The organism is Streptomyces sp. NPDC048370 (assembly GCF_043200825.1).
In the GTDB taxonomy this organism is placed as follows: domain Bacteria; phylum Actinomycetota; class Actinomycetes; order Streptomycetales; family Streptomycetaceae; genus Streptomyces.
This window is the reverse complement of the sequence record NZ_JBICYI010000011.1, coordinates 22,602-44,930: the sequence shown is the minus strand read 5'-3', so window position 1 is coordinate 44,930 and position 22,329 is coordinate 22,602. Positions and strand designations below refer to the sequence as shown.

Below are 22,329 nucleotides of genomic sequence, written 5' to 3'. Positions count from 1 at the left end.
CGTGCCTGACCGGGCGGCTCTCCTCACGACTTCTCGTGGTGGCGTACGACGGTGTCGGGGCCCGGAGCCATCAGGGCCTCGTGGCCGTCGTCGTCGAACTTGACGCGGTACGGGGGGTTGCCGTTCTCGCCGAGCACCTGAAGGACCTCGGCCGTACGGTCGTGCTGACCGACGGTCCGGCCGTGCACCAGCAGTTTGTCGCCCACGCGCGCTTCCATCGGTGTGGCCTCCTCGCGGCCGTGCTTGTCCTCGATCCGAGCCTATGTCCGCCATTGTGACCCGCATCACCCCCGGGCGCGCGCCCAGTCCCGAGCCGCGCCCCTCAGCTCCGCGCGCCGGGTCAGCTCCGCGCGCGCTGTGTCACCGCGATGCAGGCGAGCACGGCGGCTGCCGCCACCGGCGCGGCGGGCGAGAGCGTCTCGCCGAGCAGCGTGACCGACCAGACCAGGGTCAGCAGCGGCTGGGCGAGCTGGAGCTGGCTGGCCTTGGGGATGCCGATGGCCGCCATGCCCCGGTACCAGACGTACAGGCCGAAGAAGGTGGAGCCCGCCGCGACCCAGATCAGGCCGACGACGCCGTGAGTGGTCAGGTGGACGGGCTCGAAGGAGAGGGCGACGGCCGAGCCGACGAGCATCAGCGGCAGGCAGAGCATCAGGGCCCAGCCGGTGACCTGCCAGCCCGGCATGAGCTGGGCCAGCCGCCCGCCCTCGGTGTAGCCGGCGGCGCAGACCAGGAGCGCGCCGAAGAGGTACAGGTCGCCCGTGGACAGGGCGCCGCCGCTCTGCTGGAGCGTGAACGCGAGGACGACCACCGCGCCGGCTACGGCCGCGATCCAGAACGTACGGGACGGGCGGCGGCCGGTGCGGATCGCGGCGAAGGCCGCCGTGGTGAGCGGCAGCAGGCCCACGACCACGGCGGCGTGCGAGGTGGTCGAGGTCTGCAGGGCGAGCGTCGTCAGGAGCGGGAAGCCCACCACGACTCCGCAGGCGACGACGGCGAGGCCCGCCCAGTGGCGGCGCTCGGGCAGCGGAACCCTCATCGCGAGCAGGAAGGCTCCCGCGATGAGCGCGGCGAGCGTGGAGCGCACGGCGACGAGGGACCAGGGGCCGAAGCTCTCCAGGCCCCAGGCGGTGGAGGGGAAGGTGAGCGAGAACGAGAAGACGCCCAGGCCGGCGAGGAGCGTGCCGCGTGTCTGCGGGGAGACGCCCCGGGTGATTCCCGTGGGGACCGCAGGGTCGGCCGCAGGGTGGAGCGCCGGGTGGACCGCGGGGTCGGCCGCCGATTCGGCCGCCGATTCGACCGTCGAGTCGAGCGCCGCGTCGAGCGCCGGAGAGACCGTCCCGGCGGTGCCGACCGCTATCGTGGTGGTGGGAGTAGCGCTATCCTGTGCTGTCATGCATGAGCGTAGCAGTGTCGCTGAACTGGCCACATCTCTGAGGGGCGAGCTGAACCGCTACTCACCCGGCGGGAAGCTGCCGTCGAGCCGCGCCCTCGTCGAGCGGTACCGCGTCTCCCCGGTGACCGTCACCCGCGCCCTCGCCCAGCTCGCCGCCGAGGGCCTCGTCGTCACCCGGCCGGGAGCCGGGGCGTACCGCGCGGAGCCGCGCGAGCGGACGGCCGTGGCGGGCGACACCTCCTGGCAGGAGGTCGCGCTGAGCGCCGACACCGCGACGGAACTGGTCCCGCGCAGCGTCGACGCCTCCGGTGTCCTGGTGACCCTGTCGGCGCCGCCGCCGGGCGTCATCGAGTTCAACGGCGGCTATCTGCACCCCTCGCTCCAGCCGGAGCGGGCCATGGCGGGCGCCCTCGCCCGCGCGGGCCGCCGCCCCGGCGCCTGGGGCCGGCCGCCCACCGACGGTCTGCCCGAGCTCCGCGAGTGGTTCGCCCGCGAGATCGGCGGCACCGTCACCGCCGCCGACGTCCTCGTCACCGCCGGCGGCCAGCCCGCGATCGCCACCGCCCTGCGGGCCCTCGCCCCGCCCGGCGCCCCCGTGCTCGTCGAGTCGCCCACCTACCCGGGCATGCTCGCCGTCGCCCGTGCGGCCGGCCTGCGCCCCGTACCCGTACCGGTGGACGCCGACGGAGTCCGCCCCGAGCTGCTCGAAGCGGCCTTCAAGGCCACCGGCGCCCGGGTCTTCGTCTGCCAGCCGCTCTTCCAGAACCCGACCGGCGCCGTGCTCGACGCCGAGCGGCGGCGCGCCGTGGTCCGGATCGCCCGGGCCGCGGGGGCCTTCGTCGTCGAGGACGACTTCGCGCGCCTGCTCGTCCACGAGGACGCCGGACCGCTCCCCGCGCCGCTGGCCGCCGACGACCCCGACGGCGTCGTCGTCCACGTCCTGTCCCTGACCAAGCCGACCTCGCCCAGCCTGCGCGTCGGAGCCCTCGCCGCGCGCGGCCCCGTCCTGGAACGGCTCCGCGCCATCCAGGTCGTCGACAGCTTCTTCGTCTCGCGCCCCCTCCAGGAGACCGCCCTGGAACTCGTCGGCTCGCCCGCCTGGAGCCGCCATCTGCGCGCCGTCTCCCAGGAGTTGAAGGAGCGCCGCACCGCCATGGCCGGCGCCCTCGCCCAGCGCCTCCCCGAGCTGGCCCTGCCCCACATCCCCTCCGGCGGCTACCAGCTCTGGCTCCGGCTCCCCGACTCCCTGCCCGAGGCAGCGCTCCTCGCGGGCGCCCTGCGGGCCGGGGTCGCCGTCGCCCCGGGACGCCCGTACTTCAGCGCCGAACCGCCCGCGGGGTACATCCGGCTCAGCTTCGCGGGCCTGGCCGGGCGCGCCGAGATCACCGAGGGCGTGCGCCGGCTGCGGACGGCCGTCGACGAGCTGACCGGCTGAGCCCACCTGGAGCGGTGCGGTTCGCGCCGCATCGTTCCGGCCACGGACGAAGCGCGCGATCTGTGCGGGAAGGTCGGATTCGGGCCCCGGCGGAACCGGGACAACTGCAGAGCTGCCGGACAGCGCGGACCCGCGACCGGCCCACGGCTGTGACCGGAGCCCGCGCATATGCCCTCTTGACCTGCCAGGCGTCCGGCCTCACGATCGCGGCCATGGGTCTACGGGTCACGCTCGTCGCAGCGGCGCGCAGCTCCTCCCTGCTCGCCGAGCGCTTCGACGACGACCGGCCGCTCGACGAGGCCGGCTGGTACGAGGTGCAGCTCGCCGCGCAGTCACTGGTCCCGCTCGGCGCGGCCGAGCTGCGCTACTGCTCCCCGACGCCCCGCAGCAGGGCCACCGGCACCGCGCTCGGCTACGCCCCGCTCGCCCAGCCCGCCCTGCGCGACTGCGACATGGGCCGCTGGCGCGGCCTTACCCTCGCGGAGGTCGCGGCGCTCGAACCCGCCGCCGTCGACGCCTGGCTCAGCGACCCGCGCATCGCCCCGCACGGCGGCGAGACCCTCCTCGCCTTCATCTCGCGGATAGGGGGCTGGCTCGACACCCGCCCCGCCGACGACGGGGCCATCGTCGCCGTCGCCGAACCCTCCGTCGTACGAGCCGCGCTCGTGTACGCGCTGAAGGCGCCGCCCGCCACGTTCTGGAGCGTGGACGTCCGCCCGCTGTCCACGGTCACCCTCACCGGCCGCCCCGGCCTCTGGCACCTCCACCTCCAGGCGGCCGTCGGCTAGGGCCTTTCGTTCTGGCAGCGGTTCCGGGCGACGGTCGGCCGGGCGAGGCGCGGCGACCGGCTAGCCTGAGGGCACGATGAACCGTTTGACCACGTCATGGGGCGAGTTCCCGCTCACCCGCTTCCCCGAGGACCCCCGCGACCAGCTCCGTGCCTGGGACGCCTCCGACGAGTACCTGCTGCGCCACCTGGCCGAGACGGACACCGATCTGTCCGGCTCGGTCGCCGTCGTCGGCGACCGCTGGGGCGCCCTCGCCACGGCGCTCGCGGCCCGCCGGCCCGGTGCGCTCGCGCAGATCACCGACTCCTACCTCGGCCGCCGGGCGACCGCCGAGAACCTGGCCCGCTCCGGCTTCGCCCCGGACGCGGTACGGCTCCTCACCACCCAGGACGCGCCGCCCGAGCGCATCGACGTGCTGCTCGTCCGCGTCCCCAAGAGCCTCGGGCTCCTGGAGGACCAGCTGCACCGGCTGGCGCCCGCCCTGCACGAGGGCACCGTGGTCGTCGGTACGGGCATGGTCAAGGACATCCACACCTCCACGCTCCAGCTCTTCGAGTCGATCCTCGGCCCCACGCGCACCTCGCTCGCCGCCAAGAAGGCCCGGCTCATCTTCTGCACCCCGGACCCCGCGCGTGAGCGGTCCGCGAACCCCTGGCCGTACCGCTACGACCTCCCCGCCGACGCCGGGACCGTCGCCGGGAGGACCGTCGTCAACCAGGCCGGCGTCTTCTGCGCCGACCGCCTCGACATCGGCACCCGCTTCTTCCTGAAACACCTGCCGACCGGCCTCGGTCGCGCCCGGGTCGTGGACCTGGGCTGCGGCAACGGAGTCGTCGGCCTTGCCGTCGCCCTCGCCGAGCCCGAGGCCGACGTGGTCTTCGCCGACGAGTCGTACCCGGCCGTCGCCTCGGCCGAGGAGAACTTCCGTACCCACGTCGGGCCCGCCCGCACCGCCGAGTTCCTGGTCGGCGACGGGACGGCCGAGCTCGCCCCGGAGTCGGTGGACCTCGTCCTGAACAACCCGCCCTTCCACAGCCACCAGGCCACCACCGACCGCACCGCCCGCCGGATGTTCACCGACGCGCGGCGCGTCCTGCGGCCGGGCGGCGAACTGTGGGTGGTGGGCAACCGGCACCTCGGCTACCACGTCACCCTGCGCCGGATCTTCGGCTCCTGCGAACTGGTCGCGAGCGACCCGAAGTTCGTGGTCCTGCGGGCGGTCAAGCGGTCGGGCGGACGGGCCCGCCGGGACGAGCGGCCCTAGGGCCTTTCGTCTGGATCAGGCCAGGGCGACGAGGTCCCGGTACTCCTCGCTCCAGAGGTCCTCGTCGCCGTCCGGGAGCAGCAGCACCCGGTCGGGCCGCAGCGCGTCGATCGCGCCCTCGTCGTGCGTGACCATCACGATCGCGCCCGGGTACGTGCCGACGGCCGCCAGGACCTCGTCGCGCGAGGCGGGGTCCAGGTTGTTCGTGGGCTCGTCCAGGAGCAGGACATTGGCGCCCGAGTGGACCAGTCCTGCCAGCGCGAGGCGCGTCTTCTCGCCGCCCGACAGCACCCCGGCCGGCTTGTCGGCGTCGTCGCCCCGGAAATGGGGCGCCGCGGCGGACAGGTTCGCGCGGACCGTGTGCCCGAGGTCGAGCGTCTCGTGCTCCTGGGCGAAGTACCCGATCCGCAGACCGTGCCCGCGCACCACCCGCCCCGAGTCGGGCACCTCCACGCCCGCGAGCAGCCGCAACAGGGTCGTCTTGCCCGCGCCGTTGAGGCCGAGCACGACCAGGCGGGTGCCCCGGTCCACGGCGAGGTCGACGCCGTCGAGGACCGGGCGCCCACCCCCGTAGGACTTGGTCAGCGACAACGCGCCCAGCGGCGTCCGGCCGCACGGCGCGGGCTCGGGCAGCCGGATCCGCGCCACGCGCTCGGCCTGCCGTACGGGGTCGAGCCCGTCGAGCAGCCGGTCGGCGCGGCGCGCCATGCTCCGGGCCGTCGTCGCCGTCGCCGACCGGGCCTTCATCCTGTCCGCCTGGGCGTGCAGCGAGGCAGCCTTGCGTTCGGCGTTGGAACGCTCGCGGGTCCGGCGGCGCTCGTCGGCGTCCCGCTGGGCGAGGTACCGCGCCCAGCCGGTGTTGTGCACGTCGATCGTGGCGCGCGCCGGGTCGAGGTGGAAGACCCGGTTGACCGTGTCGGCCAGGAGCGCCACGTCGTGGCTGATCAGGACGAGACCGCCCTGGTGGGCGGAGAGGAAGCCGCGCAGCCAGCCGATCGAGTCGGCGTCGAGGTGGTTGGTGGGCTCGTCGAGCAGCAGGGTGCCCTCGCGGCCGTGCCCGGCGAACAGGATCCTGGCCAGCTCGACCCGGCGCTTCTGGCCGCCCGAGAGCGTGCCGACGGCCCGGTCCATGACGTCGGCGGGCAGCCCGAGGCCGGCCGCGACGCGGGCGGCCTCGGCCTCGGCGGCGTACCCGCCCCGGGCCTCGAACTCCGCCTCCGCACGGGCGTACGCGGTCATGCGCCGCTCGTCGGGGGCCTCGCCGAGCGCGGCGGCGGCCGAGTGGAGCTCGCGTACGGCCCGGTCGAGTCCGCGCGCGGAGAGGATCCGGTCGGTGACGGTCACGGTGGGGTCGGCGGCGCGGGAGTCCTGCGCGAGATGACCGATCTCGCCGGTACGGGTGAGGGCCCCGGCGGCCGGCGGGCGCAGCCCGGCCAGGGTGTCGAGCAGGGTGGTCTTCCCGGCTCCGTTGCGGCCGACGAGGCCGATCCGGTCGCCCGGGGCGACGTGGAAGGAGAGGTCGGACAGCAGGAGCCGGGCGCCGACGCGCAGGTCGGCACCACGAACGGTGATCATGAGGTAACGCTCCGAAGAAGCAGAAGGACACACGGGTGGCGTGGGAGTGGGTCCTCGAGCTAGGAGATTCGGGGCGTAGACATACGCCCCAGGCTAACGGGGGTCCCGGCCCGGGCGCACGTGACTTTCCGCAGCGCCGCCCCGGACGCGCCGCCGGGCGCGTTCGGCGAGGCACGCCGCCTCCGCCGCCGTACGGCCGGTGAGGCGGGCGACCTCGGGCAGCGGAAGGGCGAAAAGGTCGTGCAGGACTAGGGCGAGCCGCTCGTCCGGGCTGAGGGAGTCCAGGACCACGAAGAGCGCCAGACCGGTTCCGTCCGCGAGCGCCGCCCCCTCCGGCGTCACCTGCGTCACCTTCGCCATCGGCTCGGGCTGCGCGCCCGCCCGGGCCCGCAGCCGCTCCACGCAGGCCCGTGCGACCACCGTCGTCAGCCAGGAGTCGATCCCGGTGAGCCCGGCCGCCTCCCTCGCCGTGCTCAGCGCCTCCTCGGCCTCGTGCCGAGAGCCCAGCATCCGCCGGGCGACGCCCCGCAGCCGCTCGTGGTGCAGGTCGAACTGCCCGGCCAGAAACGTGTCGCCGTTCATGGGCCCTCACTACTCCTCTACATCGGCCTTCGAAGCGATGACGCGTCCGTCGGGGCCGATGTGACAGCCGCTAGAGCGGCGGCCGGCGGGGGTGGGGAACGGTCGGGGCGGAGCGGGACGGCCGGCCGAGGCGGACCGGGACCCCCGGCGAGTACAGGACGCTGACCGGGGCCTCGCGGGGCGTCGGGAGCCCGGCCGAGGCGAGCAGGTTCTCCTCGCACGCGAGCAGCTCCGCGCGGTACAGCGGCCAGCGCGGATGGTCGTTGGGCAGAAACGCCGCCGCACCGAAGAAGGCGTTGTGCAGCCCCCACCGGGCGGTGAGGAAGTGCTCGAGCTCGGTGGGTTCCTCGACGCGCTCGCCCCGCTCCACGGTGAGGCGGCTGTACGCCCCGCGCGGGCCCGGCCAGCGGCGGGAGCTGGCGTAGTCGACCGTTTCGCCCTCGGTACGGACGCTCATCCGGGACCACAGGTACGGCAGCTGGAAGCCGACTCGCCCCATCACCACCGGGACAAGCCGTGACGCGTCCATCGACCGGAAGACGACACCGCGCCGCCCGTGGGAGTCGACCGAGTACAGGCGCACGTTGGTCTCGGGGAAGGAGCCGAAGTACGGGATCCCCGGCAGCCGCAGCCACCCGACCTTGTGCATCCGGAAGGCCACGAGCCCCACGTACGTGAGCCCGTCGTGGGTGTCCGGCACGGTCCCTCTCGGCAGCAGCGGGGCCACGACGTCCGGGTCGACGGCCCAGTGGACGAAGGTGAGGTCGAGCCACTCCTGCGTGAGGAGCGGGTCGCGTACGGGCGCGGGGGCGTCGGGCACGACGGACTCGGGCTGCGGCACGGCGTAAGAATGACAGAACGCTCCGGGCGGCAGACGCGCGGCCCGGCCCCCCCGTCCCGCGCGTGCGGCCCGGCCCCCCCGGTCCCGCGCGTGCGGCCCGGCCCCCCCGGTCCCGCGCGTGCGGCCCCGCCCCAGACGCGTCCCCCTCAGCTTCCCCCGGCTGTCGTACCGGTCTGCGATGCTGGTTGATGTGACGCTCGAAGACCTGGTGCGCCTGCGCCGCGCACGCGACGCGATGGACCGCGACTACGCGCAGCCGCTGGACGTCCCTGCGCTGGCGCGCATCGCCCTCATGTCGGCCGGGCACTTCTCCCGCAGCTTCCGCGCCGCCTTCGGGGAGACGCCGTACAGCTATCTGATGACCCGGCGCGTCGAGCGGGCGAAGGCGCTGCTGCGCCGCGGTGACCTGAGCGTCACGGAGGTCTGCTTCGCCGTGGGCTGTACGTCTCTGGGCTCGTTCAGCACGCGCTTCACCGAGCTGGTCGGAGAGAGCCCCAGCGCCTATCGGGCCCGCTGCCACGAGGCGGGCGCCCCGATCCCGGCCTGTCTCGCGAAGATCCACACGCGACCGATCAGGAACGGCTCCCCGGTCACCTAGCGCCGACGCCGGGCGGCCTCGACGCGAAACGGAAGCGGAATCCGGCGCCGCCTCCTATCGTCGGAGCCATGACCATCAAGCTCGCACAGTGCTTCATCGCGGTCGACGACCATGACAAGGCGCTCGCCTTCTACCGCGACGTCCTCGGCATGGAGGTCCGTAACGACGTCGGCTTCGAGGGCATGCGCTGGGTGACCGTCGGCTCGCCCCAGCAGCCCGACGTGGAGATCGTCCTGGAACCGCCGCTCGCCGACCCCAACGCCTCTCCCGCGGACCGCCAGGCGATGGCGGAGCTGCTCGCGAAGGGCATGCTCCGGGGCGTGATCTTCCAGACGGACGACTGCGACGCCACCTTCGAGCGCATCCGGGCCGCCGGCGGCGAGGTCCTCCAGGAGCCGGCCGACCAGCCCTACGGCGTCCGCGACTGCGCCTTCCGCGACCCGGCGGGCAACATGCTCCGCTTCAACCAGCCCCGCACCGGCTGACGCCTCCTCCGAGGGCGAGAGCGAGGATTCAGACTGTCCGCCGATCGGTGAACACTCTCTGTGATCCTCGGCGAGTAATTTTCCATTGCGCGCATTCTCGGACGTGCTCTGAGTAGGCTCCCGATTGTTGGTTCACGACCGCGCTATCAACTGCGGCGCCGATGATTGGGCACGAATTGACCGTCGAGACTGGTGCGGCAACTGGACAGGTAGTTCTGTGGAAGTCACGGTGGAGCATTCTGCTTCGGCGTGTCATCTTGTCGTATCGACGCGCCCAACTGGCACTCATCGGCTACCTGGTATGCAAGGTCGTAGGGGTCGCCTGGATTGCGACGCAATCAGCCGAGAGTGACAAGTCTCTTGCGACACTGCTGGGCCATGTATGGGATGCGCAGTGGTACCTGGGAATTGCGCAGCACGGCTACGGGCAGGCAGAGCTGATTCCCGGCTACGGCGGTGGCCCGGCCGGCAGATGGCAGGACCTCGCGTTCTTTCCGTTGTATCCGGGGGTCGTGCGAGCGGTCAGCGAACTGCTGCCGATGACCATCGTCGGTACCGCGCTGCTGGTCACATGCGTGTCCTCCTTCGTCGCGGCATGGGGGATCCACGCTTTCGGAACAGTCCTGCACAGCAACCGTGTTGGGGTACTGCTCGTCCTCCTGTGGGGTCTGCTGCCGCAGGCATTCATCCAGTCCATGGCCTACCCGGAGGCGCTGTTCACCGCGCTGTGCGCCTGGTCGCTGTATGCCCTGGTGAAGCAGCGTCTGATCACGGCGTCCCTCCTTGCCGTGGCCGCGGGCCTGACCCGCCCGTTGGGCGTGGCACTGGTGGCTGCCGTCGTCATTACGGCGGTGCTCGCATCTCCGCGCGGGCGTCGAACGCTCGCCGCGATCTTCATCGCGCCGCTGGGATTGCTCGGCTATTTCGTGTGGGTCGGACTGTGTACCGGGCGACCGATGGGCTACTTCGATGTGCAACGCGACTGGAAAACGCGCGTCGACTTCGGCCAGTCCGTCATCGAGGCCACCAGCAGGGTGGCCGCCGGCAACGTGAGCACGGTGGAGCAGGTATCCGTGCTCATCGTGATCGGAGGCCTCGTACTCCTTTGGATCCTCGTGAGTTCGCGTCCGCCGACAGCCGTAATCGTCTTCAGCTTGATCCTGGTGGCCATGGCTGTGGGCGTGAGCGGCTTCATTCAGATCAAGCCCCGCTTTCTGTTGCCGGGATTCACTCTGCTGCTGCCCGCGGCCACCTTCCTGGCCAAGGCAAGACCGATCTCGCTGGCTGTCACGTTCGCCGTACTGGCGGCCATTTCCTTCAAGTACGGGGCCTTCTTCGTCACCACCGGATATACGCCGTAGCGCAATGTGGACGCAACGCAGCATTGTGGGGCCAAAGATCCACAAGCCATCCGCCCGCCCGTAAACTGAAGTCCTCGATCACGGAGGGGTGGAGCGAGCGACATGCAGCGCGTTGCATAAAACTGCGGGTGCACGTATAGTCATGCCATCCATGAGGAGGGTTCTGATGACGGCACGAGCAGCAGTGGCGGGTGCGAGCGGATACGCGGGTGGAGAGCTCCTGCGCCTTCTCCTCGCCCACCCCCACGTCGAGATCGGCACCCTGACCGGCCACTCCAACGCCGGTCAGCGGCTCGGCGGCCTTCAGCCGCACCTGCTCCCGCTCGCCGACCGCGTCCTCGCGCCGACCACCGCCGAGTCGCTGGCCGGCCACGACGTCGTCTTCCTCGCGCTGCCGCACGGGCAGTCCGCCGCCGTCGCCGAGCAGCTCGGCCCGGACGTCCTCGTCGTCGACATGGGCGCCGACTTCCGGCTCGAGGACTCCGCCGACTGGGAGACCTTCTACGGGTCCCCGCACGCCGGCACCTGGCCCTACGGCCTTCCGGAACTGCCGGGTGCCCGCGCCGCGCTGGAGGGGTCCAAGCGCATCGCGGTGCCCGGTTGCTACCCCACCGCCGTCTCCCTCGCGCTCTTCCCCGCGTACGAGAACGGCCTCGCCGAGCCGGAAGCGGTCGTCGTCGCCGCCACCGGCACCTCCGGCGCGGGCAAGGCCCTCAAGCCGCATCTGCTCGGCAGCGAGGTCATGGGCTCCATGTCTCCGTACGGCGTGGGCGGCGGCCACCGGCACACGCCCGAGATGATCCAGAACCTCAGCGCCGCGGCCGGCGAGCGCGTCGGCGTCTCCTTCACACCGGTCCTCGCGCCCATGTCCCGGGGCATCCTCGCCACCTGCTCCGCCAAGGCGAAGCCCGGGGTCTCCACGCAGACCGTGCGCGCCGCGTACGAGAAGGCCTTCGCGGACGAGCCCTTCGTCCATCTGCTCCCCGAGGGGCAGTGGCCCGCCACTGCGTCCGTATACGGTTCCAACGCCGTTCAGATCCAGGTCGCCCACGACGTCGCGGCGGGCCGGATCATCGCGATCAGCGCCATCGACAACCTGACCAAGGGCACCGCCGGCGGCGCGGTGCAGAGCATGAACATCGCCCTCGGGCTCCCCGAGGACACCGGACTTTCCACGATTGGAGTCGCTCCATGAGCGTCACCGCAGCGAAGGGATTCACGGCAGCGGGCATCGCCGCCGGGATCAAGCAGAACGGCAACCCGGACCTGGCCCTCGTGGTCAACACCGGGCCGCGCCGCGCCGCCGCGGGAGTCTTCACCTCCAACCGCGTCAAGGCCGCGCCCGTCCTGTGGTCGCAGCAGGTCCTGGCCGACGGCGAGCTGGCCGCCGTCGTCCTCAACTCCGGTGGCGCCAACGCCTGTACGGGCCCGCAGGGCTTCCAGGACACCCACGCGACCGCCGAGAAGGTCGCCGAGGTGCTCGCCGCGCAGGGCGAGGACATCGGCGCCGGTGAGGTCGCCGTCGCCTCCACCGGCCTCATCGGTCTCCTCCTGCCCATGGACAAGGTCCTGGCCGGTGTCGAGAAGGCCGCGGGCGAGCTCTCCGAGCACGGCGGCGAAAAGGCCGCCATCGCCATCAAGACCACCGACACCGTCCACAAGACCTCCGTCGTCACGAAGGACGGCTGGACGGTCGGCGGCATGGCCAAGGGCGCGGGCATGCTCGCCCCCGGCCTCGCGACCATGCTCGTCGTCCTCACCACCGACGCCGACGTCGCCGGCAAGGACCTCGACACCGCGCTGCGGCAGTCCACCAAGGTCACCTTCGACCGGGTCGACTCCGACGGCTGCATGTCCACCAACGACACCGTCCTCCTCCTCGCCTCCGGCGCCTCCGGCATCACCCCGGAGCAGGCCGAGTTCGCCGAGGCCGTGACGGCCGTCTGCCAGGACCTCGCCCGCCAGCTCATCGGCGACGCCGAGGGCGCCAGCAAGGACATCCGTATCGAGGTGATCAACGCGGCGACCGAGGACGACGCCGTCGAGGTGGGCCGCTCCATCGCCCGGAACAACCTCCTCAAGTGCGCCATCCACGGCGAGGACCCCAACTGGGGCCGGGTGCTCTCCGCCATCGGCACCACCGGCGCCGCCTTCGACCCCGACCAGCTGAACGTCGCCATCAACGGCGTCTGGGTCTGCAGGAACGGCTCGGTCGGCGAGGACCGCGACCTCGTCGACATGCGCTACCGCGAGGTCACCATCACCGCCGACCTCGCCGCCGGCTCCGAGACGGCCGTCATCTGGGCCAACGACCTCACCGCCGACTACGTCCACGAGAACAGCGCGTACTCGTCATGAGCGACTCCACGAACCCGACCCGCAAGCACACCGCGCTCCCGAAGGCCGAGATCCTCATCGAAGCGCTGCCGTGGCTGACCCGTCACCACGGCAAGACGGTCGTCATCAAGTTCGGCGGCAACGCGATGATCGACGACGAGCTCAAGGCGGCCTTCGCCCAGGACGTCGTCTTCCTGCGCCACGCCGGCCTCAAGCCGGTCGTCGTGCACGGCGGCGGCCCGCAGATCAGCGCCGCGCTCGACCGGCACGGCATCGTCAGCGAGTTCAAGGCGGGGCTGCGCGTCACCACCGAGGACGCCATGGACGTCGTACGGATGGTGCTCGCGGGCCAGGTCCAGCGCGAACTGGTCGGCCTGCTCAACCAGCACGGCCCCTTCGCCGTCGGCATGACCGGCGAGGACGCCCACACCATCACCGCCACCAAGCACCAGCCGATCATCGAGGGCGAACAGGTCGACATCGGCCGGGTCGGCGAGATCACCGCCATCGACACCGGCGCCATCGAGGCGCTCCTGGAGGACGGCCGGATCCCGGTCATCTCCTCCATCGCCCGCTCCGAGGACGACGGACATGTCTACAACGTCAATGCTGATACGGCGGCTGCGGCTCTCGCTGCGGCGCTGGGCGCCGAGACCCTGATGGTCCTGACCGACGTCGAGGGCCTCTACGAGGACTGGCCGAACAGCGACGAGGTCATCAGCCGGCTCACCGCGAGCCAGCTGGAGAAGCTGCTGCCCGAGCTCTCCAGCGGGATGGTCCCCAAGATGGAGGGCTGTCTGCACGCCGTACGGAACGGGGTCACCACGGCCCGTGTGATCGACGGCCGCGTCCAGCACTCGATCCTGCTGGAGATCTTCACCGACTCGGGCATCGGCACGATGGTCGTGCCCGACCAGACCACGGGGGACGGGAAATGAGCAACGCGGAACTGGGCCGGCGGTGGCAGGGCTCGCTCATGGACAACTACGGCACGCCGAAGCTGTCCCTCGTCCGCGGTGAGGGCGTCAAGGTCTGGGACGCCGACGGCACCGAGTACCTCGACTTCGTCGGCGGCATCGCGGTCAACGCGCTCGGCCACGGCCACCCGGCGATCGTCGAGGCCGTGTCACGGCAGATCGCCTCACTCGGCCATGTCTCCAACCTCTTCGTCGCCGAGCCGCCCGTGGCGCTCGCCGAGCGGCTGCTCCAGCTCTTCGGCCGGACCGGGCGGGTCTTCTTCTGCAACTCGGGCGCCGAGGCCAACGAGGGCGCCTTCAAGATCGGCCGGCTGACCGGCCGTACCCACATGGTCGCCACCCAGGGCGGCTTCCACGGCCGGACCATGGGCTCGCTCGCCCTCACCGGTCAGCCCGGCAAGCAGACCCCGTTCCTGCCGCTGCCCGGTGACGTCACGCACGTGCCGTACGGAGACGTCGAGGCGCTGCGCGCCGCGGTCACCGAGGAGACCGCGCTGGTGATCATCGAGCCGATCCAGGGCGAGAACGGCGTGGTCGTGCCGCCCGTCGGTTACCTCCGGGCCGCCCGCGAGATCACCCGGGCCACCGGCACCCTCCTGGTCCTCGACGAGGTCCAGACGGGCATCGGCAGGACCGGCCACTGGTTCGAGTACCAGGGCCACGACGGCGTGGAGCCGGACATCGTGACCCTGGCCAAGGGGCTCGGCGGCGGGCTGCCGCTCGGCGCGACCGTCGCCTTCGGCCCGGCGGCCGAGCTCTTCAAGCCCGGCCACCACGGCACGACCTTCGGCGGGAACCCGGTCGCCTGCGCCGCCGGACTCGCCGTGATCGACACGCTCGCGGCGGACGGAACGCTCGACGAGGTCAAGCGACTGGGCGAGAAGCTGCGGAGCGGAATCGAGGGTCTGAACCACCCGCTGGTCTCCCATGTCCGTGGTGCGGGCCTCCTGCTGGGTATCGTGCTCACCGAGTCCCTCGCGCCCCAGGTGCAGCAGGGGGCTCAGGACGCCGGTCTCCTGGTGAACGCGCCCGCCCCCGATGTCGTACGGCTCATGCCGGCACTGATCATCACCGACGCGGAGGTGGACGTGTTCCTGGCAGCGCTGCCCGGTGTCCTCGACGGAGCGGTGAACGGGGAAGGACCAACCGGAGAATGAGACGACGATGACCGATGCGCAGGAAACCGAGCACGGCGGGCCGTCCGTTCCGCAGACCCGTACCGCACGCCACCGCAGGATCGTCGACATCCTCAACCGGCAGCCGGTGCGCTCGCAGAGCCAACTCGCCAAGCTCCTCGCGGACGACGGGCTGAGCGTCACCCAGGCGACGCTCTCCCGCGACCTCGACGAGCTCGGCGCGGTGAAGATCCGCAACACGGGCGGCGAGCTGATCTACGCGGTCCCCAGCGAGGGCGGCTTCCGCACCCCGCAGGCGCCGCTCGGCGAGTCCGCCAAGGAGGAGCGCATGCGGCGCCTCTCCGGCGAACTGCTGATCTCCGCCGAGGCCTCCGCCAACCTGGTGGTCCTGCGGACCCCGCCGGGGGCGGCCCAGTTCCTCGCGTCGGCCATCGACCAGGCCGAACTCCGGGCGATCCTCGGCACGATCGCCGGCGACGACACGCTGCTGCTGATCTCCCGCGACCCGGCGGGCGGCCAGGCCCTCGCCGACCACCTGCTGCGGCTCGCGCAGAACGACCGCTAGGGGCTGCCCGGCGGATCATGGCCGGGGCCGGCGGGGCGACCCGCCCGGCCCGGCCCAGGGGCTGTCCCTAGTGCTCCGGCCGGGGGAGCGGCGGCAGGGGCAGCGGCAGTCCAGGCAGTCCGTCCATGCTGACGCCTATGTGGTCCTTCTTCTCGAAGTACGCGCTCAGCGAGGCGTCGTCCTCGCGCGCGAACCGCCTCCCGTGCAGATCGCGGTCCTGGTCGTACGTCATGAACGGCACGGCGTACCCGCAGGAGTCCCGAATCACCTCGGCCGTGACGACGATGATCGCGCGCAGCCCGTGCTGCGTCACGTCGATCGAGGGGAAGTGCGCCATGAGCCCTTCCCACCGCGGATCGTCCCGGAACACGGGCTCGCCCCGCCCGTGCACCCGCACGATGCTCGGCGGCCCCTGGAACGCGCACCACATGAGCGTGATGCGCCCGTTCTCGCGCAGATGCGCGACGGTCTCGGCGGTGGACCCGGCGAAGTCCAGGTAGGCGACGGTCAGTTCGTCGATGACGGCGAAGGATCCCGTCAGTCCCTTGGGCGAGAGGTTGACGGTGCCGTCGGCGTCGAGCGGGGCAGTGGCGTGGAAGAAGATCGGCTGGGCCTCGATGAAGGTCCGAAGCCGACCCTCGATGCGTTCATATGTCTTTCCCATGCGGCTCATTCTGCGCGCCGGCCTCCCGCCGGAGCCGTCCGCCCCCTCCGACCAGCGAGTTTCGACTCGATTGACAAAACATACGGAGGACCGCATAGTTATACCCATCAGTGCTTGCAAGGTAAGGAGGAACCCGTGACCGAGCGTGTCGTACTCGCCTACTCCGGTGGTCTGGACACCTCCGTCGCCATCGGCTGGATCGCCGAGGAGACGGGCGCCGAGGTCATCGCGGTCGCCGTGGATGTCGGTCAGGGCGGCGAGGACCTGGACGTCATCCGCAAGCGCGCCCTCGCCTGCGGGGCCGTCGAGGCCGAGGTCGCGGACGCGAAGGACGAGTTCGCCGAGGAGTACTGCCTCCCGGCGATCAAGGCCAACGCCCTCTACATGGACCGCTACCCCCTCGTCTCGGCCCTCTCCCGGCCCGCGATCGTCAAGCACCTCGTCGCCGCCGCCAAGAAGCACGGCGCCGGGATCGTCGCCCACGGCTGCACCGGCAAGGGCAACGACCAGGTCCGCTTCGAGGCCGGCATCCAGGCCCTCGGCCCCGAACTGACCTGCATCGCCCCGGTCCGTGACTACGCCATGACCCGCGACAAGGCCATCGCCTTCGCGGAGAAGGCGGACCTGCCGATCGCGACCACCAAGAAGTCCCCGTACTCCATCGACCAGAACGTCTTCGGGCGCGCCGTCGAGACCGGGTTCCTCGAGGACATCTGGAACGCGCCGATCGAGGACATCTACGAGTACACCGCGAACCCGGCCACCCCGCGCGAGCCCGACGAGGTCGTCGTCTCCTTCGAGGCGGGCGTCCCGGTCGCGATCGACGGCAGGCCCGTCACCGTCCTCCAGGCGATCCAGCAGCTCAACGAGCGCGCCGGAGCCCAGGGCATCGGCCGGATCGACATGGTCGAGGACCGGCTCGTCGGCATCAAGTCCCGCGAGGTCTACGAGGCTCCCGGCGCGATCGCCCTGATCACCGCCCACCAGGAGCTGGAGAACGTCACCGTCGAGCGCGAACTCGCCCGCTACAAGCGGCAGGTCGAGCAGCGCTGGGGCGAACTCGTCTACGACGGCCTCTGGTTCTCCCCGCTCAAGCGCGCCCTGGACGGCTTCATCGAGGAAGCCAACCAGCACGTCACCGGCGATGTCAGGATGACCCTGCACGGCGGCCGCGCCGTCGTCACCGGCCGGAGGTCCGAGGAGTCGCTCTACGACTTCAACCTCGCGACCTACGACTCGGGCGACACCTTCGACCAGTCCAAGGCCCAGGGCTTCATCGACATCTTCGCCCTCTCGGCGAAGATCGCCGCCCGGCGTGACCTCGCGTAACCACGACTCGTTCCACAGCCGCCTCCCCACCGCTGGGACCGGGGAGGCGGCCTTGTACCCACCCTCCTGAGGAGCAGTAGCTGTGAGCAGCAACAACGGTGACGTCCGGCTCTGGGGCGGCCGTTTCGCCGACGGCCCGGCCGAGGCCCTGGCGAAGCTGTCCGCGTCGGTCCACTTCGACTGGCGCCTCGCGCCGTACGACATCGCCGGTTCCCGCGCCCACGCGCGCGTGCTCCACAAGGCCGGACTGCTCACCGAGGACGAGCTGACGCGCATGCTGGCCGGCCTCGACCGGCTCGAAGCCGATGTCGCCGACGGCTCCTTCGTCGGCACGATCGCCGACGAGGACGTCCACACCGCCCTGGAGCGGGGCCTCCTGGAGCGCCTCGGCCCGGACCTCGGCGGCAAGCTGCGCGCCGGCCGGTCCCGCAACGACCAGGTCGCCACGCTCTTCCGGATGTACCTGCGCGACCACGCCCGGATCATCGGCGGGCTCATCGCCGACCTCCAGGACGCGCTCGTCGGCCTCGCCGAGGCCCACGCGGACGTCGCCATGCCGGGCCGGACGCACCTCCAGCACGCCCAGCCGGTGCTCTTCGCCCACCACGTCCTCGCCCACGTCCAGTCCCTCTCCCGGGACGCGGAGCGGCTGCGGCAGTGGGACACCCGTACCGCGGTCTCGCCGTACGGCTCCGGCGCCCTGGCGGGCTCCTCGCTCGGGCTCGACCCGGAGGCGGTCGCCAAGGACCTGGGCTTCGAGCGGGGCTCGGCGGGGAACTCCATCGACGGCACCGCCTCGCGGGACTTCGTCGCCGAGTTCGCCTTCATCACCGCGATGATCGGGGTCAACCTCTCCCGTATCGCGGAGGAGATCATCATCTGGAACACGAAGGAGTTCTCCTTCGTGACCCTGCACGACGCCTTCTCCACCGGCTCGTCGATCATGCCGCAGAAGAAGAACCCGGACATCGCGGAGCTGGCCCGGGGCAAGTCCGGCCGCCTCATCGGCAACCTCAGCGGCCTGATGGCCACGCTGAAGGCCCTGCCGCTCGCCTACAACCGCGATCTCCAGGAGGACAAGGAGCCGGTCTTCGACTCCTGTGACCAGCTGGAGGTCCTGCTGCCCGCGTTCACCGGCATGATGGCCACGCTCACCGTCAACCGGGAGCGCATGGAGGAGCTGGCCCCGGCCGGCTTCTCGCTCGCGACGGACATCGCCGAGTGGCTGGTCAAGCAGGGCGTGCCGTTCCGGGTGGCGCACGAGGTCGCCGGCGAGTGCGTGAAGGTCGCGGAGGCGGAGGGCAAGGAGCTCGACGAGCTCACGGACGAGCAGTTCGTCAAGATCTCCGAGCACCTGACCCCGGAGGTCCGCACGGTCCTCGACGTCCCGGGCGCGCTGGCCTCCCGCGACGGCCGCGGCGGCACGGCCCCGTCGGCGGTCGCCGCCCAGCTGGTCGAGGTCAAGGCCGACCTGGTGATCCAGCACGCCTGGGCCACCGCGAAGAAGTAACCCTCAGAGCGTCACAGCGCCGCCGTCCAGTCCGCGAGCGCGTCGAAGTCCGGCCGGAGCAGTCCGAACCGCTCGTCGACGTGCAGCAGCAGGGCGGCGGCGAGGTGGTTCCGCTCCACGTACGCGTGGTCGTACGACGTGATGTCGTCGTCCACCCAGGCGAACGGCCGCCCCTCCGCGTACTCCAGGATGTACTGCGTCTTCCAGAAGGTCCCGTGGGGGGCCTTTCCGTGCATCTGGGGCCAGTCGACGAACGGCAGCTCGGGCAGCCCGAGGTGCGGCCCTATCCAGTCGTTGGCCTCGCCCTTCCAGGTCGTCGCCCACACCAGCTCGTACGCCTCGGCGAGCGCGAGCAGCTGAGGCCCGTGCGCGGGGTTCAACCAGACCCGCAGGGGCTTCGTCATGATCACAGGATTCCTTCCCGCCATCCGGTGAGGCGCGGATTTATCGAATGAGACAGTGGCGTCTCATTCGGTGTATGGTTGTCTCATGACAGTCGACCGCGCCCAGGTGCTCCGCGCCGCCGCCGCCCTGCTTTCCCGGAAATCGACCGCCACCATGGACGAGGTCGCCCGGGCCGCAGGGATCGGCCGTGCGACCCTGCACCGGCACTTCGCCGGGCGGGACGCCCTGGTCAGAGCGCTCGAGGCGATGGGCATCGAGGAGTTCGAGGCCGCGCTCGACGCCGCGAACCTCGGCGAGGGGCCTGCCGACGACGCCATCCGACGGCTCGTCGCGGAGTTCGAGCCCAACGCCCAGCTGATGGCCTTCCTCGTCACCGAGAACCAGCTCTTCGAGGGCGACCAGGTCAACGAGGGGTGGGCCCGGCTCGACGCCCGCGTCAGCGACCTCTTCAGGCGCGGCCAGGAAGAGGGCACCTTCCGGATCGACCTGAGCCCCGCGTGGCTCACCGAGGCCCTGTACGGCCTCGCTTCCTCCTGCGCCTGGGCCGTCATGGACGGCCGGGTCGCGGCCAAGGACTTCCAATTCATGATCACCGAGCTGCTGCTCGGTGGCGCACGACGGAGCGTGGAGAAATGAGCGGCACCCGCCAACTGAACCCGACGACAGGGACCGAGGTGAAGAGCCCCGGCCGCTGGCTCGCCCTTTCCGTTCTCGTCCTCGCCGTGCTGCTGGTGGCCGTGGACGCCACCGTCCTCGGACTGGCGACCCCCGCCCTCAGCGAGGACCTGAAGCCGACCGGCACCCAGCTGCTCTGGATCGGCGACATCTACTCCTTCGTCATCGCCGGACTCCTCGTCTCCATGGGCTCCCTCGGTGACCGCATCGGCCGCAAGAAGCTGCTCCTGATCGGCGCGACCGCCTTCGGCGCCGTCTCGGTCCTCAACGCGTACGCCACCAGCCCCGAGATGATGATCGTCGCCCGCGCGCTCCTCGGCGTCGCCGGTGCCACCCTGATGCCCTCGACGCTCGCGCTGATCCGGAACATCTTCCACGACCCCAAGGAGCGCAGCCTCGCCATCGGCATCTGGGGCGCCACCGCCTCGGCCGGCGCCGCCGTCGGCCCGGTCGTCGGCGGAGCGCTGCTCCAGCACTTCTGGTGGGGCTCGGTCTTCCTCATCAACCTGCCCGTCATGGCCGCCCTGGTCCTCGTCGGCATCAAGCTGCTGCCCGAGTCCAAGAACCCGGTCTCCGGCCCCTGGGACCTGATCAGCGTCGGGCTCTCCCTCGTCGGTGTCATCGGTGTCGTCTACGCCATCAAGGAAGCCGCCTCCCACGGTCTGTCCTGGGAGATCGGGGCCGCCGTCCTCATCGGCGCCACCGCCCTGTGGGCCTTCGTACGCCGTCAGCACCGGCTGACCGCACCACTGCTCGACATGCGGCTCTTCAAGCACCGCGGCTTCTCCGGCGCGGTCCTCGCCGACCTGCTCACCGTCTTCGGCCTCTCCGGGCTGGTCTTCTTCCTCTCCCAGTTCCTCCAGCTCGTCCAGGGCCGTGAGCCGCTGGAGGCCGGTCTGGCCGAACTGCCCGCCGCCATCGGCGCGGTGGTCACCGGTCTGATCGCGGGCCGGTACGCCCGGCGATTCTCCGTACGGGGAGTGGTGGCCGGCGGTCTCGCGGCGATCGGGCTCGCCCTCGCCGTGGTGACCGTGATCCACAAGGAGACCGGCTACCCGCTGCTCGGCGCGGCCCTCCTCGTCGTCGGCCTCGGCGCGGGCTTCTCGTTCACCGTCACGGCGGACGTGATCCTCTCCAGCGTGCCCAAGGAGCAGGCGGGTTCGGCCTCCGCCGTCTCCGAGACCGCGTACGAACTGGGCGCGGCACTCGGCATCGCGCTCCTCGGCTCGATCGTCACCGGCGTCTACCAGGGCTTCGTGACCCCGGCGGGCGTCCCCGCGGACGCCGCAGCCGCGGCGCACGAATCGCTCGGCGGCGCGGTCGAGGTCTCCGCGGGCCTCGCCCCCGACTCGGCGAACGCCCTGGTGGCCGCGGCCCAGGACGCCTTCGTCGACGGCCTGAACCTGGCGGCGGGCGTCGGCGCCGCGGTCCTCCTCGCCACGGCTGCCGCGGCCTGGTTCCTCCTGAAGGGCCAGAAGCTGGAGGACGGCATCGAACACTGACGCGCGAGCGTCACGACAGACGGGTGGGCCCCGCACGGCGAAGACTGCCGTGCGGGGCCCACCCGTCTGTCACGTCCTGACGGCTACGCGGCCTTCGCCTTCGTGGCGTACATGTCCACGTACTCCTGGCCCGAGAGCCGCATCACCTCGGCCATCACCGAGTCCGTCACCGCCCGCAGCACATAGCGGTCGCGGTCCATCCCCTCGTACCGGGAGAATTCCATCGGCTCGCCGAAGCGGACCGTCACCCGGCCGGGCCGGGGCAGCCCCGCCCCACCCGGCTGGATCTTGTCCGTGCCGATCATCGCGAACGGCACCACCGGCGCGCCGGTCATCAGCGTCAGCCGCGCGATACCGGTACGGCCCCGGTAGAGTCGGCCGTCGGGGGAGCGGGTGCCCTCCGGGTAGATGGAGAACATCCGGCCCTCCTCCAGCACCCGGCGGCCCGTCATCAGCGCGGCGACACCGCCACGGCCGCCGTCGCGGTCCACCGGGATCATGCCGACGCTGGTGAAGAACCAGGCCATCAGCCGGCCCTTCAGCCCCTTGCCCGTCACGTACTCGTCCTTGCCGATGAAGTAGACCGGGCGGTCGATGCAGATCGGCATGATCATCGAGTCGATGAACGTGAGGTGGTTGCCCGCCAGGATCACCGGACCCGTCCCGGGGATGTTCTCCGCACCGTCGACACGGGGACGGAACATCAGGCGCAGGAGCGGTCCGAGCACTGCCTTGATGAGTGCGAGACGGGACAACGGTTCCTCCGGTGTCGGGGGCGGGCGGCGTCGTACGGGGGCTGTGCAGGTGAGGACGATACTCGCGGGTCACCCTCGTCCGCACATCGGGTTCACCGAGTGGATACGCAGTGTTGACGTGTGTTTCCACCGTGTTCGGCCAAGGTCTC

23 protein-coding genes are annotated in these 22,329 nt (G+C 71.5%); 15 read left to right on the top strand and 8 right to left on the bottom strand.

The window, feature by feature from the left end; translation table 11 throughout:
• Positions 1-23 precede the first annotated feature (23 nt).
• Together ACGFYP_RS23170 and ACGFYP_RS23165 are read right to left on the bottom strand one after the other, a co-directional pair.
• Entirely contained in the window at positions 24-218 is a 195-nt protein-coding gene (locus ACGFYP_RS23170) for a DUF1918 domain-containing protein (RefSeq protein ID WP_361963526.1), read from the bottom strand.
• 122 nt (positions 219-340) lie between these two features.
• The gene (locus ACGFYP_RS23165; RefSeq protein ID WP_393496650.1) at positions 341-1,396 is read right to left on the bottom strand and encodes a DMT family transporter; all 1,056 of its coding nucleotides are present in this window, start codon (positions 1,394-1,396) and stop codon (positions 341-343) included.
• Here ACGFYP_RS23165 and ACGFYP_RS23160 point away from each other — a divergent pair.
• The 3 genes from ACGFYP_RS23160 (at position 1,395) to ACGFYP_RS23150 (ending at position 4,883) form a co-directional block, all read left to right on the top strand.
• Complete coding sequence (locus ACGFYP_RS23160) at positions 1,395-2,831, top strand: PLP-dependent aminotransferase family protein (RefSeq protein WP_393496646.1); 1,437 nt, start codon at positions 1,395-1,397, stop codon at positions 2,829-2,831. The two genes, ACGFYP_RS23165 and ACGFYP_RS23160, sit on opposite strands and share 2 nt — an antisense overlap.
• Before the next feature lie 212 nt (positions 2,832-3,043).
• Positions 3,044-3,619, top strand: a complete 576-nt coding sequence (locus ACGFYP_RS23155) for a histidine phosphatase family protein (protein WP_393496643.1) — start codon at positions 3,044-3,046, stop codon at positions 3,617-3,619.
• A 76-nt stretch (positions 3,620-3,695) separates the two neighbouring features.
• A complete protein-coding gene (locus ACGFYP_RS23150) occupies positions 3,696-4,883 on the top strand; it encodes a methyltransferase (RefSeq protein ID WP_393496640.1) in 1,188 nt (395 codons plus the stop codon).
• A gap of 15 nt (positions 4,884-4,898) precedes the next feature.
• Here the strand turns inward: ACGFYP_RS23150 and ACGFYP_RS23145 are convergent, their stop codons facing one another.
• The 3 genes from ACGFYP_RS23145 to ACGFYP_RS23135 all read right to left on the bottom strand — a co-directional run bounded on the left by ACGFYP_RS23145 (position 4,899) and on the right by ACGFYP_RS23135 (position 7,881).
• Positions 4,899-6,458, bottom strand: coding sequence for an ABC-F family ATP-binding cassette domain-containing protein (locus tag ACGFYP_RS23145; protein WP_393496636.1), 1,560 nt, complete (start codon positions 6,456-6,458; stop codon positions 4,899-4,901).
• A 93-nt stretch (positions 6,459-6,551) separates the two neighbouring features.
• On the bottom strand, positions 6,552-7,040 hold the full coding sequence (locus tag ACGFYP_RS23140) for a sigma factor-like helix-turn-helix DNA-binding protein (RefSeq protein WP_393496632.1): 489 nt from the start codon (positions 7,038-7,040) through the stop codon (positions 6,552-6,554).
• A gap of 70 nt (positions 7,041-7,110) precedes the next feature.
• Positions 7,111-7,881, bottom strand: coding sequence for a YqjF family protein (locus ACGFYP_RS23135; protein WP_393496629.1), 771 nt, complete (start codon positions 7,879-7,881; stop codon positions 7,111-7,113).
• A 190-nt stretch (positions 7,882-8,071) separates the two neighbouring features.
• Between ACGFYP_RS23135 and ACGFYP_RS23130 the strand changes: the two genes are divergently transcribed.
• The 8 genes from ACGFYP_RS23130 to ACGFYP_RS23095 all read left to right on the top strand — a co-directional run bounded on the left by ACGFYP_RS23130 (position 8,072) and on the right by ACGFYP_RS23095 (position 15,340).
• On the top strand, positions 8,072-8,479 hold the full coding sequence (locus ACGFYP_RS23130; RefSeq protein WP_393496626.1) for a helix-turn-helix domain-containing protein: 408 nt from the start codon (positions 8,072-8,074) through the stop codon (positions 8,477-8,479).
• A 68-nt stretch (positions 8,480-8,547) separates the two neighbouring features.
• Positions 8,548-8,964, top strand: coding sequence for a VOC family protein (locus ACGFYP_RS23125; RefSeq protein WP_393496622.1), 417 nt, complete (start codon positions 8,548-8,550; stop codon positions 8,962-8,964).
• 257 nt (positions 8,965-9,221) lie between these two features.
• Positions 9,222-10,325, top strand: a complete 1,104-nt coding sequence (locus ACGFYP_RS23120) for a hypothetical protein (protein WP_393496619.1) — start codon at positions 9,222-9,224, stop codon at positions 10,323-10,325.
• 166 nt (positions 10,326-10,491) lie between these two features.
• Positions 10,492-11,520, top strand: coding sequence for an N-acetyl-gamma-glutamyl-phosphate reductase (argC, locus tag ACGFYP_RS23115; protein ID WP_393496616.1), 1,029 nt, complete (start codon positions 10,492-10,494; stop codon positions 11,518-11,520).
• A complete protein-coding gene (argJ, locus tag ACGFYP_RS23110; protein WP_393496613.1) occupies positions 11,517-12,683 on the top strand; it encodes a bifunctional glutamate N-acetyltransferase/amino-acid acetyltransferase ArgJ in 1,167 nt (388 codons plus the stop codon). The genes argC and argJ overlap by 4 nt, the downstream gene beginning before the upstream one ends.
• Positions 12,680-13,600 (top strand): acetylglutamate kinase, encoded by a 921-nt coding sequence (argB, locus tag ACGFYP_RS23105; protein WP_361963500.1) that lies wholly within the window; start codon positions 12,680-12,682, stop codon positions 13,598-13,600. Before argJ ends, argB begins: the two co-directional genes overlap by 4 nt.
• Positions 13,597-14,796: an acetylornithine transaminase gene (locus ACGFYP_RS23100; protein ID WP_393496608.1), complete on the top strand. Its 1,200-nt coding sequence runs from the start codon at positions 13,597-13,599 to the stop codon at positions 14,794-14,796. Before argB ends, ACGFYP_RS23100 begins: the two co-directional genes overlap by 4 nt.
• Before the next feature lie 7 nt (positions 14,797-14,803).
• Positions 14,804-15,340 carry an arginine repressor gene (locus ACGFYP_RS23095; RefSeq protein ID WP_361963496.1) on the top strand — a complete coding sequence of 179 codons (537 nt, stop codon included), beginning with the start codon at positions 14,804-14,806 and terminating at the stop codon, positions 15,338-15,340.
• A gap of 67 nt (positions 15,341-15,407) precedes the next feature.
• Here ACGFYP_RS23095 and ACGFYP_RS23090 read toward each other — a convergent pair whose 3' ends face one another.
• A complete protein-coding gene (locus ACGFYP_RS23090; protein ID WP_361963495.1) occupies positions 15,408-16,004 on the bottom strand; it encodes a pyridoxamine 5'-phosphate oxidase family protein in 597 nt (198 codons plus the stop codon).
• 135 nt (positions 16,005-16,139) lie between these two features.
• Here ACGFYP_RS23090 and ACGFYP_RS23085 point away from each other — a divergent pair, with 135 nt between their 5' ends.
• The gene (locus tag ACGFYP_RS23085) at positions 16,140-17,333 is read left to right on the top strand and encodes an argininosuccinate synthase (protein ID WP_393496603.1); all 1,194 of its coding nucleotides are present in this window, start codon (positions 16,140-16,142) and stop codon (positions 17,331-17,333) included.
• An 82-nt stretch (positions 17,334-17,415) separates the two neighbouring features.
• The gene (argH, locus tag ACGFYP_RS23080) at positions 17,416-18,843 is read left to right on the top strand and encodes an argininosuccinate lyase (RefSeq protein ID WP_393496600.1); all 1,428 of its coding nucleotides are present in this window, start codon (positions 17,416-17,418) and stop codon (positions 18,841-18,843) included.
• A gap of 11 nt (positions 18,844-18,854) precedes the next feature.
• On the opposite strand, the gene ACGFYP_RS23075 is transcribed toward argH, so the two are convergent.
• Positions 18,855-19,247, bottom strand: coding sequence for a hypothetical protein (locus ACGFYP_RS23075; protein WP_393496597.1), 393 nt, complete (start codon positions 19,245-19,247; stop codon positions 18,855-18,857).
• 85 nt (positions 19,248-19,332) lie between these two features.
• On the opposite strand from ACGFYP_RS23075, the gene ACGFYP_RS23070 reads away from it, so the two are divergent.
• Together ACGFYP_RS23070 and ACGFYP_RS23065 are read left to right on the top strand one after the other, a co-directional pair.
• Positions 19,333-19,884: a helix-turn-helix domain-containing protein gene (locus ACGFYP_RS23070; RefSeq protein ID WP_361963491.1), complete on the top strand. Its 552-nt coding sequence runs from the start codon at positions 19,333-19,335 to the stop codon at positions 19,882-19,884.
• On the top strand, positions 19,881-21,425 hold the full coding sequence (locus tag ACGFYP_RS23065; RefSeq protein ID WP_393496593.1) for an MFS transporter: 1,545 nt from the start codon (positions 19,881-19,883) through the stop codon (positions 21,423-21,425). The genes ACGFYP_RS23070 and ACGFYP_RS23065 overlap by 4 nt, the downstream gene beginning before the upstream one ends.
• Positions 21,426-21,508: 83 nt before the next feature.
• On the opposite strand, the gene ACGFYP_RS23060 is transcribed toward ACGFYP_RS23065, so the two are convergent.
• On the bottom strand, positions 21,509-22,180 hold the full coding sequence (locus tag ACGFYP_RS23060; RefSeq protein ID WP_361966559.1) for a lysophospholipid acyltransferase family protein: 672 nt from the start codon (positions 22,178-22,180) through the stop codon (positions 21,509-21,511).
• Positions 22,181-22,329 lie beyond the last annotated feature (149 nt).

Bases quoted from the DNA above. Each gene is read 5' to 3' on its own strand.
- ACGFYP_RS23170 (WP_361963526.1), bottom strand. From the start codon at position 218: ATGGAAGCGCGCGTGGGCGACAAACTGCTGGTGCACGGCCGGACCGTC.
- ACGFYP_RS23160 (WP_393496646.1), top strand. From the start codon at position 1,395: ATGCATGAGCGTAGCAGTGTCGCTGAACTGGCCACATCTCTGAGGGGC.
- ACGFYP_RS23165 (WP_393496650.1), bottom strand. From the start codon at position 1,396: ATGACAGCACAGGATAGCGCTACTCCCACCACCACGATAGCGGTCGGC.
- ACGFYP_RS23155 (WP_393496643.1), top strand. From the start codon at position 3,044: ATGGGTCTACGGGTCACGCTCGTCGCAGCGGCGCGCAGCTCCTCCCTG.
- ACGFYP_RS23150 (WP_393496640.1), top strand. From the start codon at position 3,696: ATGAACCGTTTGACCACGTCATGGGGCGAGTTCCCGCTCACCCGCTTC.
- ACGFYP_RS23145 (WP_393496636.1), bottom strand. From the start codon at position 6,458: ATGATCACCGTTCGTGGTGCCGACCTGCGCGTCGGCGCCCGGCTCCTG.
- ACGFYP_RS23140 (WP_393496632.1), bottom strand. From the start codon at position 7,040: ATGAACGGCGACACGTTTCTGGCCGGGCAGTTCGACCTGCACCACGAG.
- ACGFYP_RS23125 (WP_393496622.1), top strand. From the start codon at position 8,548: ATGACCATCAAGCTCGCACAGTGCTTCATCGCGGTCGACGACCATGAC.
- argC (WP_393496616.1), top strand. From the start codon at position 10,492: ATGACGGCACGAGCAGCAGTGGCGGGTGCGAGCGGATACGCGGGTGGA.
- argJ (WP_393496613.1), top strand. From the start codon at position 11,517: ATGAGCGTCACCGCAGCGAAGGGATTCACGGCAGCGGGCATCGCCGCC.
- argB (WP_361963500.1), top strand. From the start codon at position 12,680: ATGAGCGACTCCACGAACCCGACCCGCAAGCACACCGCGCTCCCGAAG.
- ACGFYP_RS23100 (WP_393496608.1), top strand. From the start codon at position 13,597: ATGAGCAACGCGGAACTGGGCCGGCGGTGGCAGGGCTCGCTCATGGAC.
- ACGFYP_RS23095 (WP_361963496.1), top strand. From the start codon at position 14,804: ATGACCGATGCGCAGGAAACCGAGCACGGCGGGCCGTCCGTTCCGCAG.
- ACGFYP_RS23090 (WP_361963495.1), bottom strand. From the start codon at position 16,004: ATGGGAAAGACATATGAACGCATCGAGGGTCGGCTTCGGACCTTCATC.
- ACGFYP_RS23075 (WP_393496597.1), bottom strand. From the start codon at position 19,247: ATGACGAAGCCCCTGCGGGTCTGGTTGAACCCCGCGCACGGGCCTCAG.
- ACGFYP_RS23070 (WP_361963491.1), top strand. From the start codon at position 19,333: ATGACAGTCGACCGCGCCCAGGTGCTCCGCGCCGCCGCCGCCCTGCTT.
- ACGFYP_RS23065 (WP_393496593.1), top strand. From the start codon at position 19,881: ATGAGCGGCACCCGCCAACTGAACCCGACGACAGGGACCGAGGTGAAG.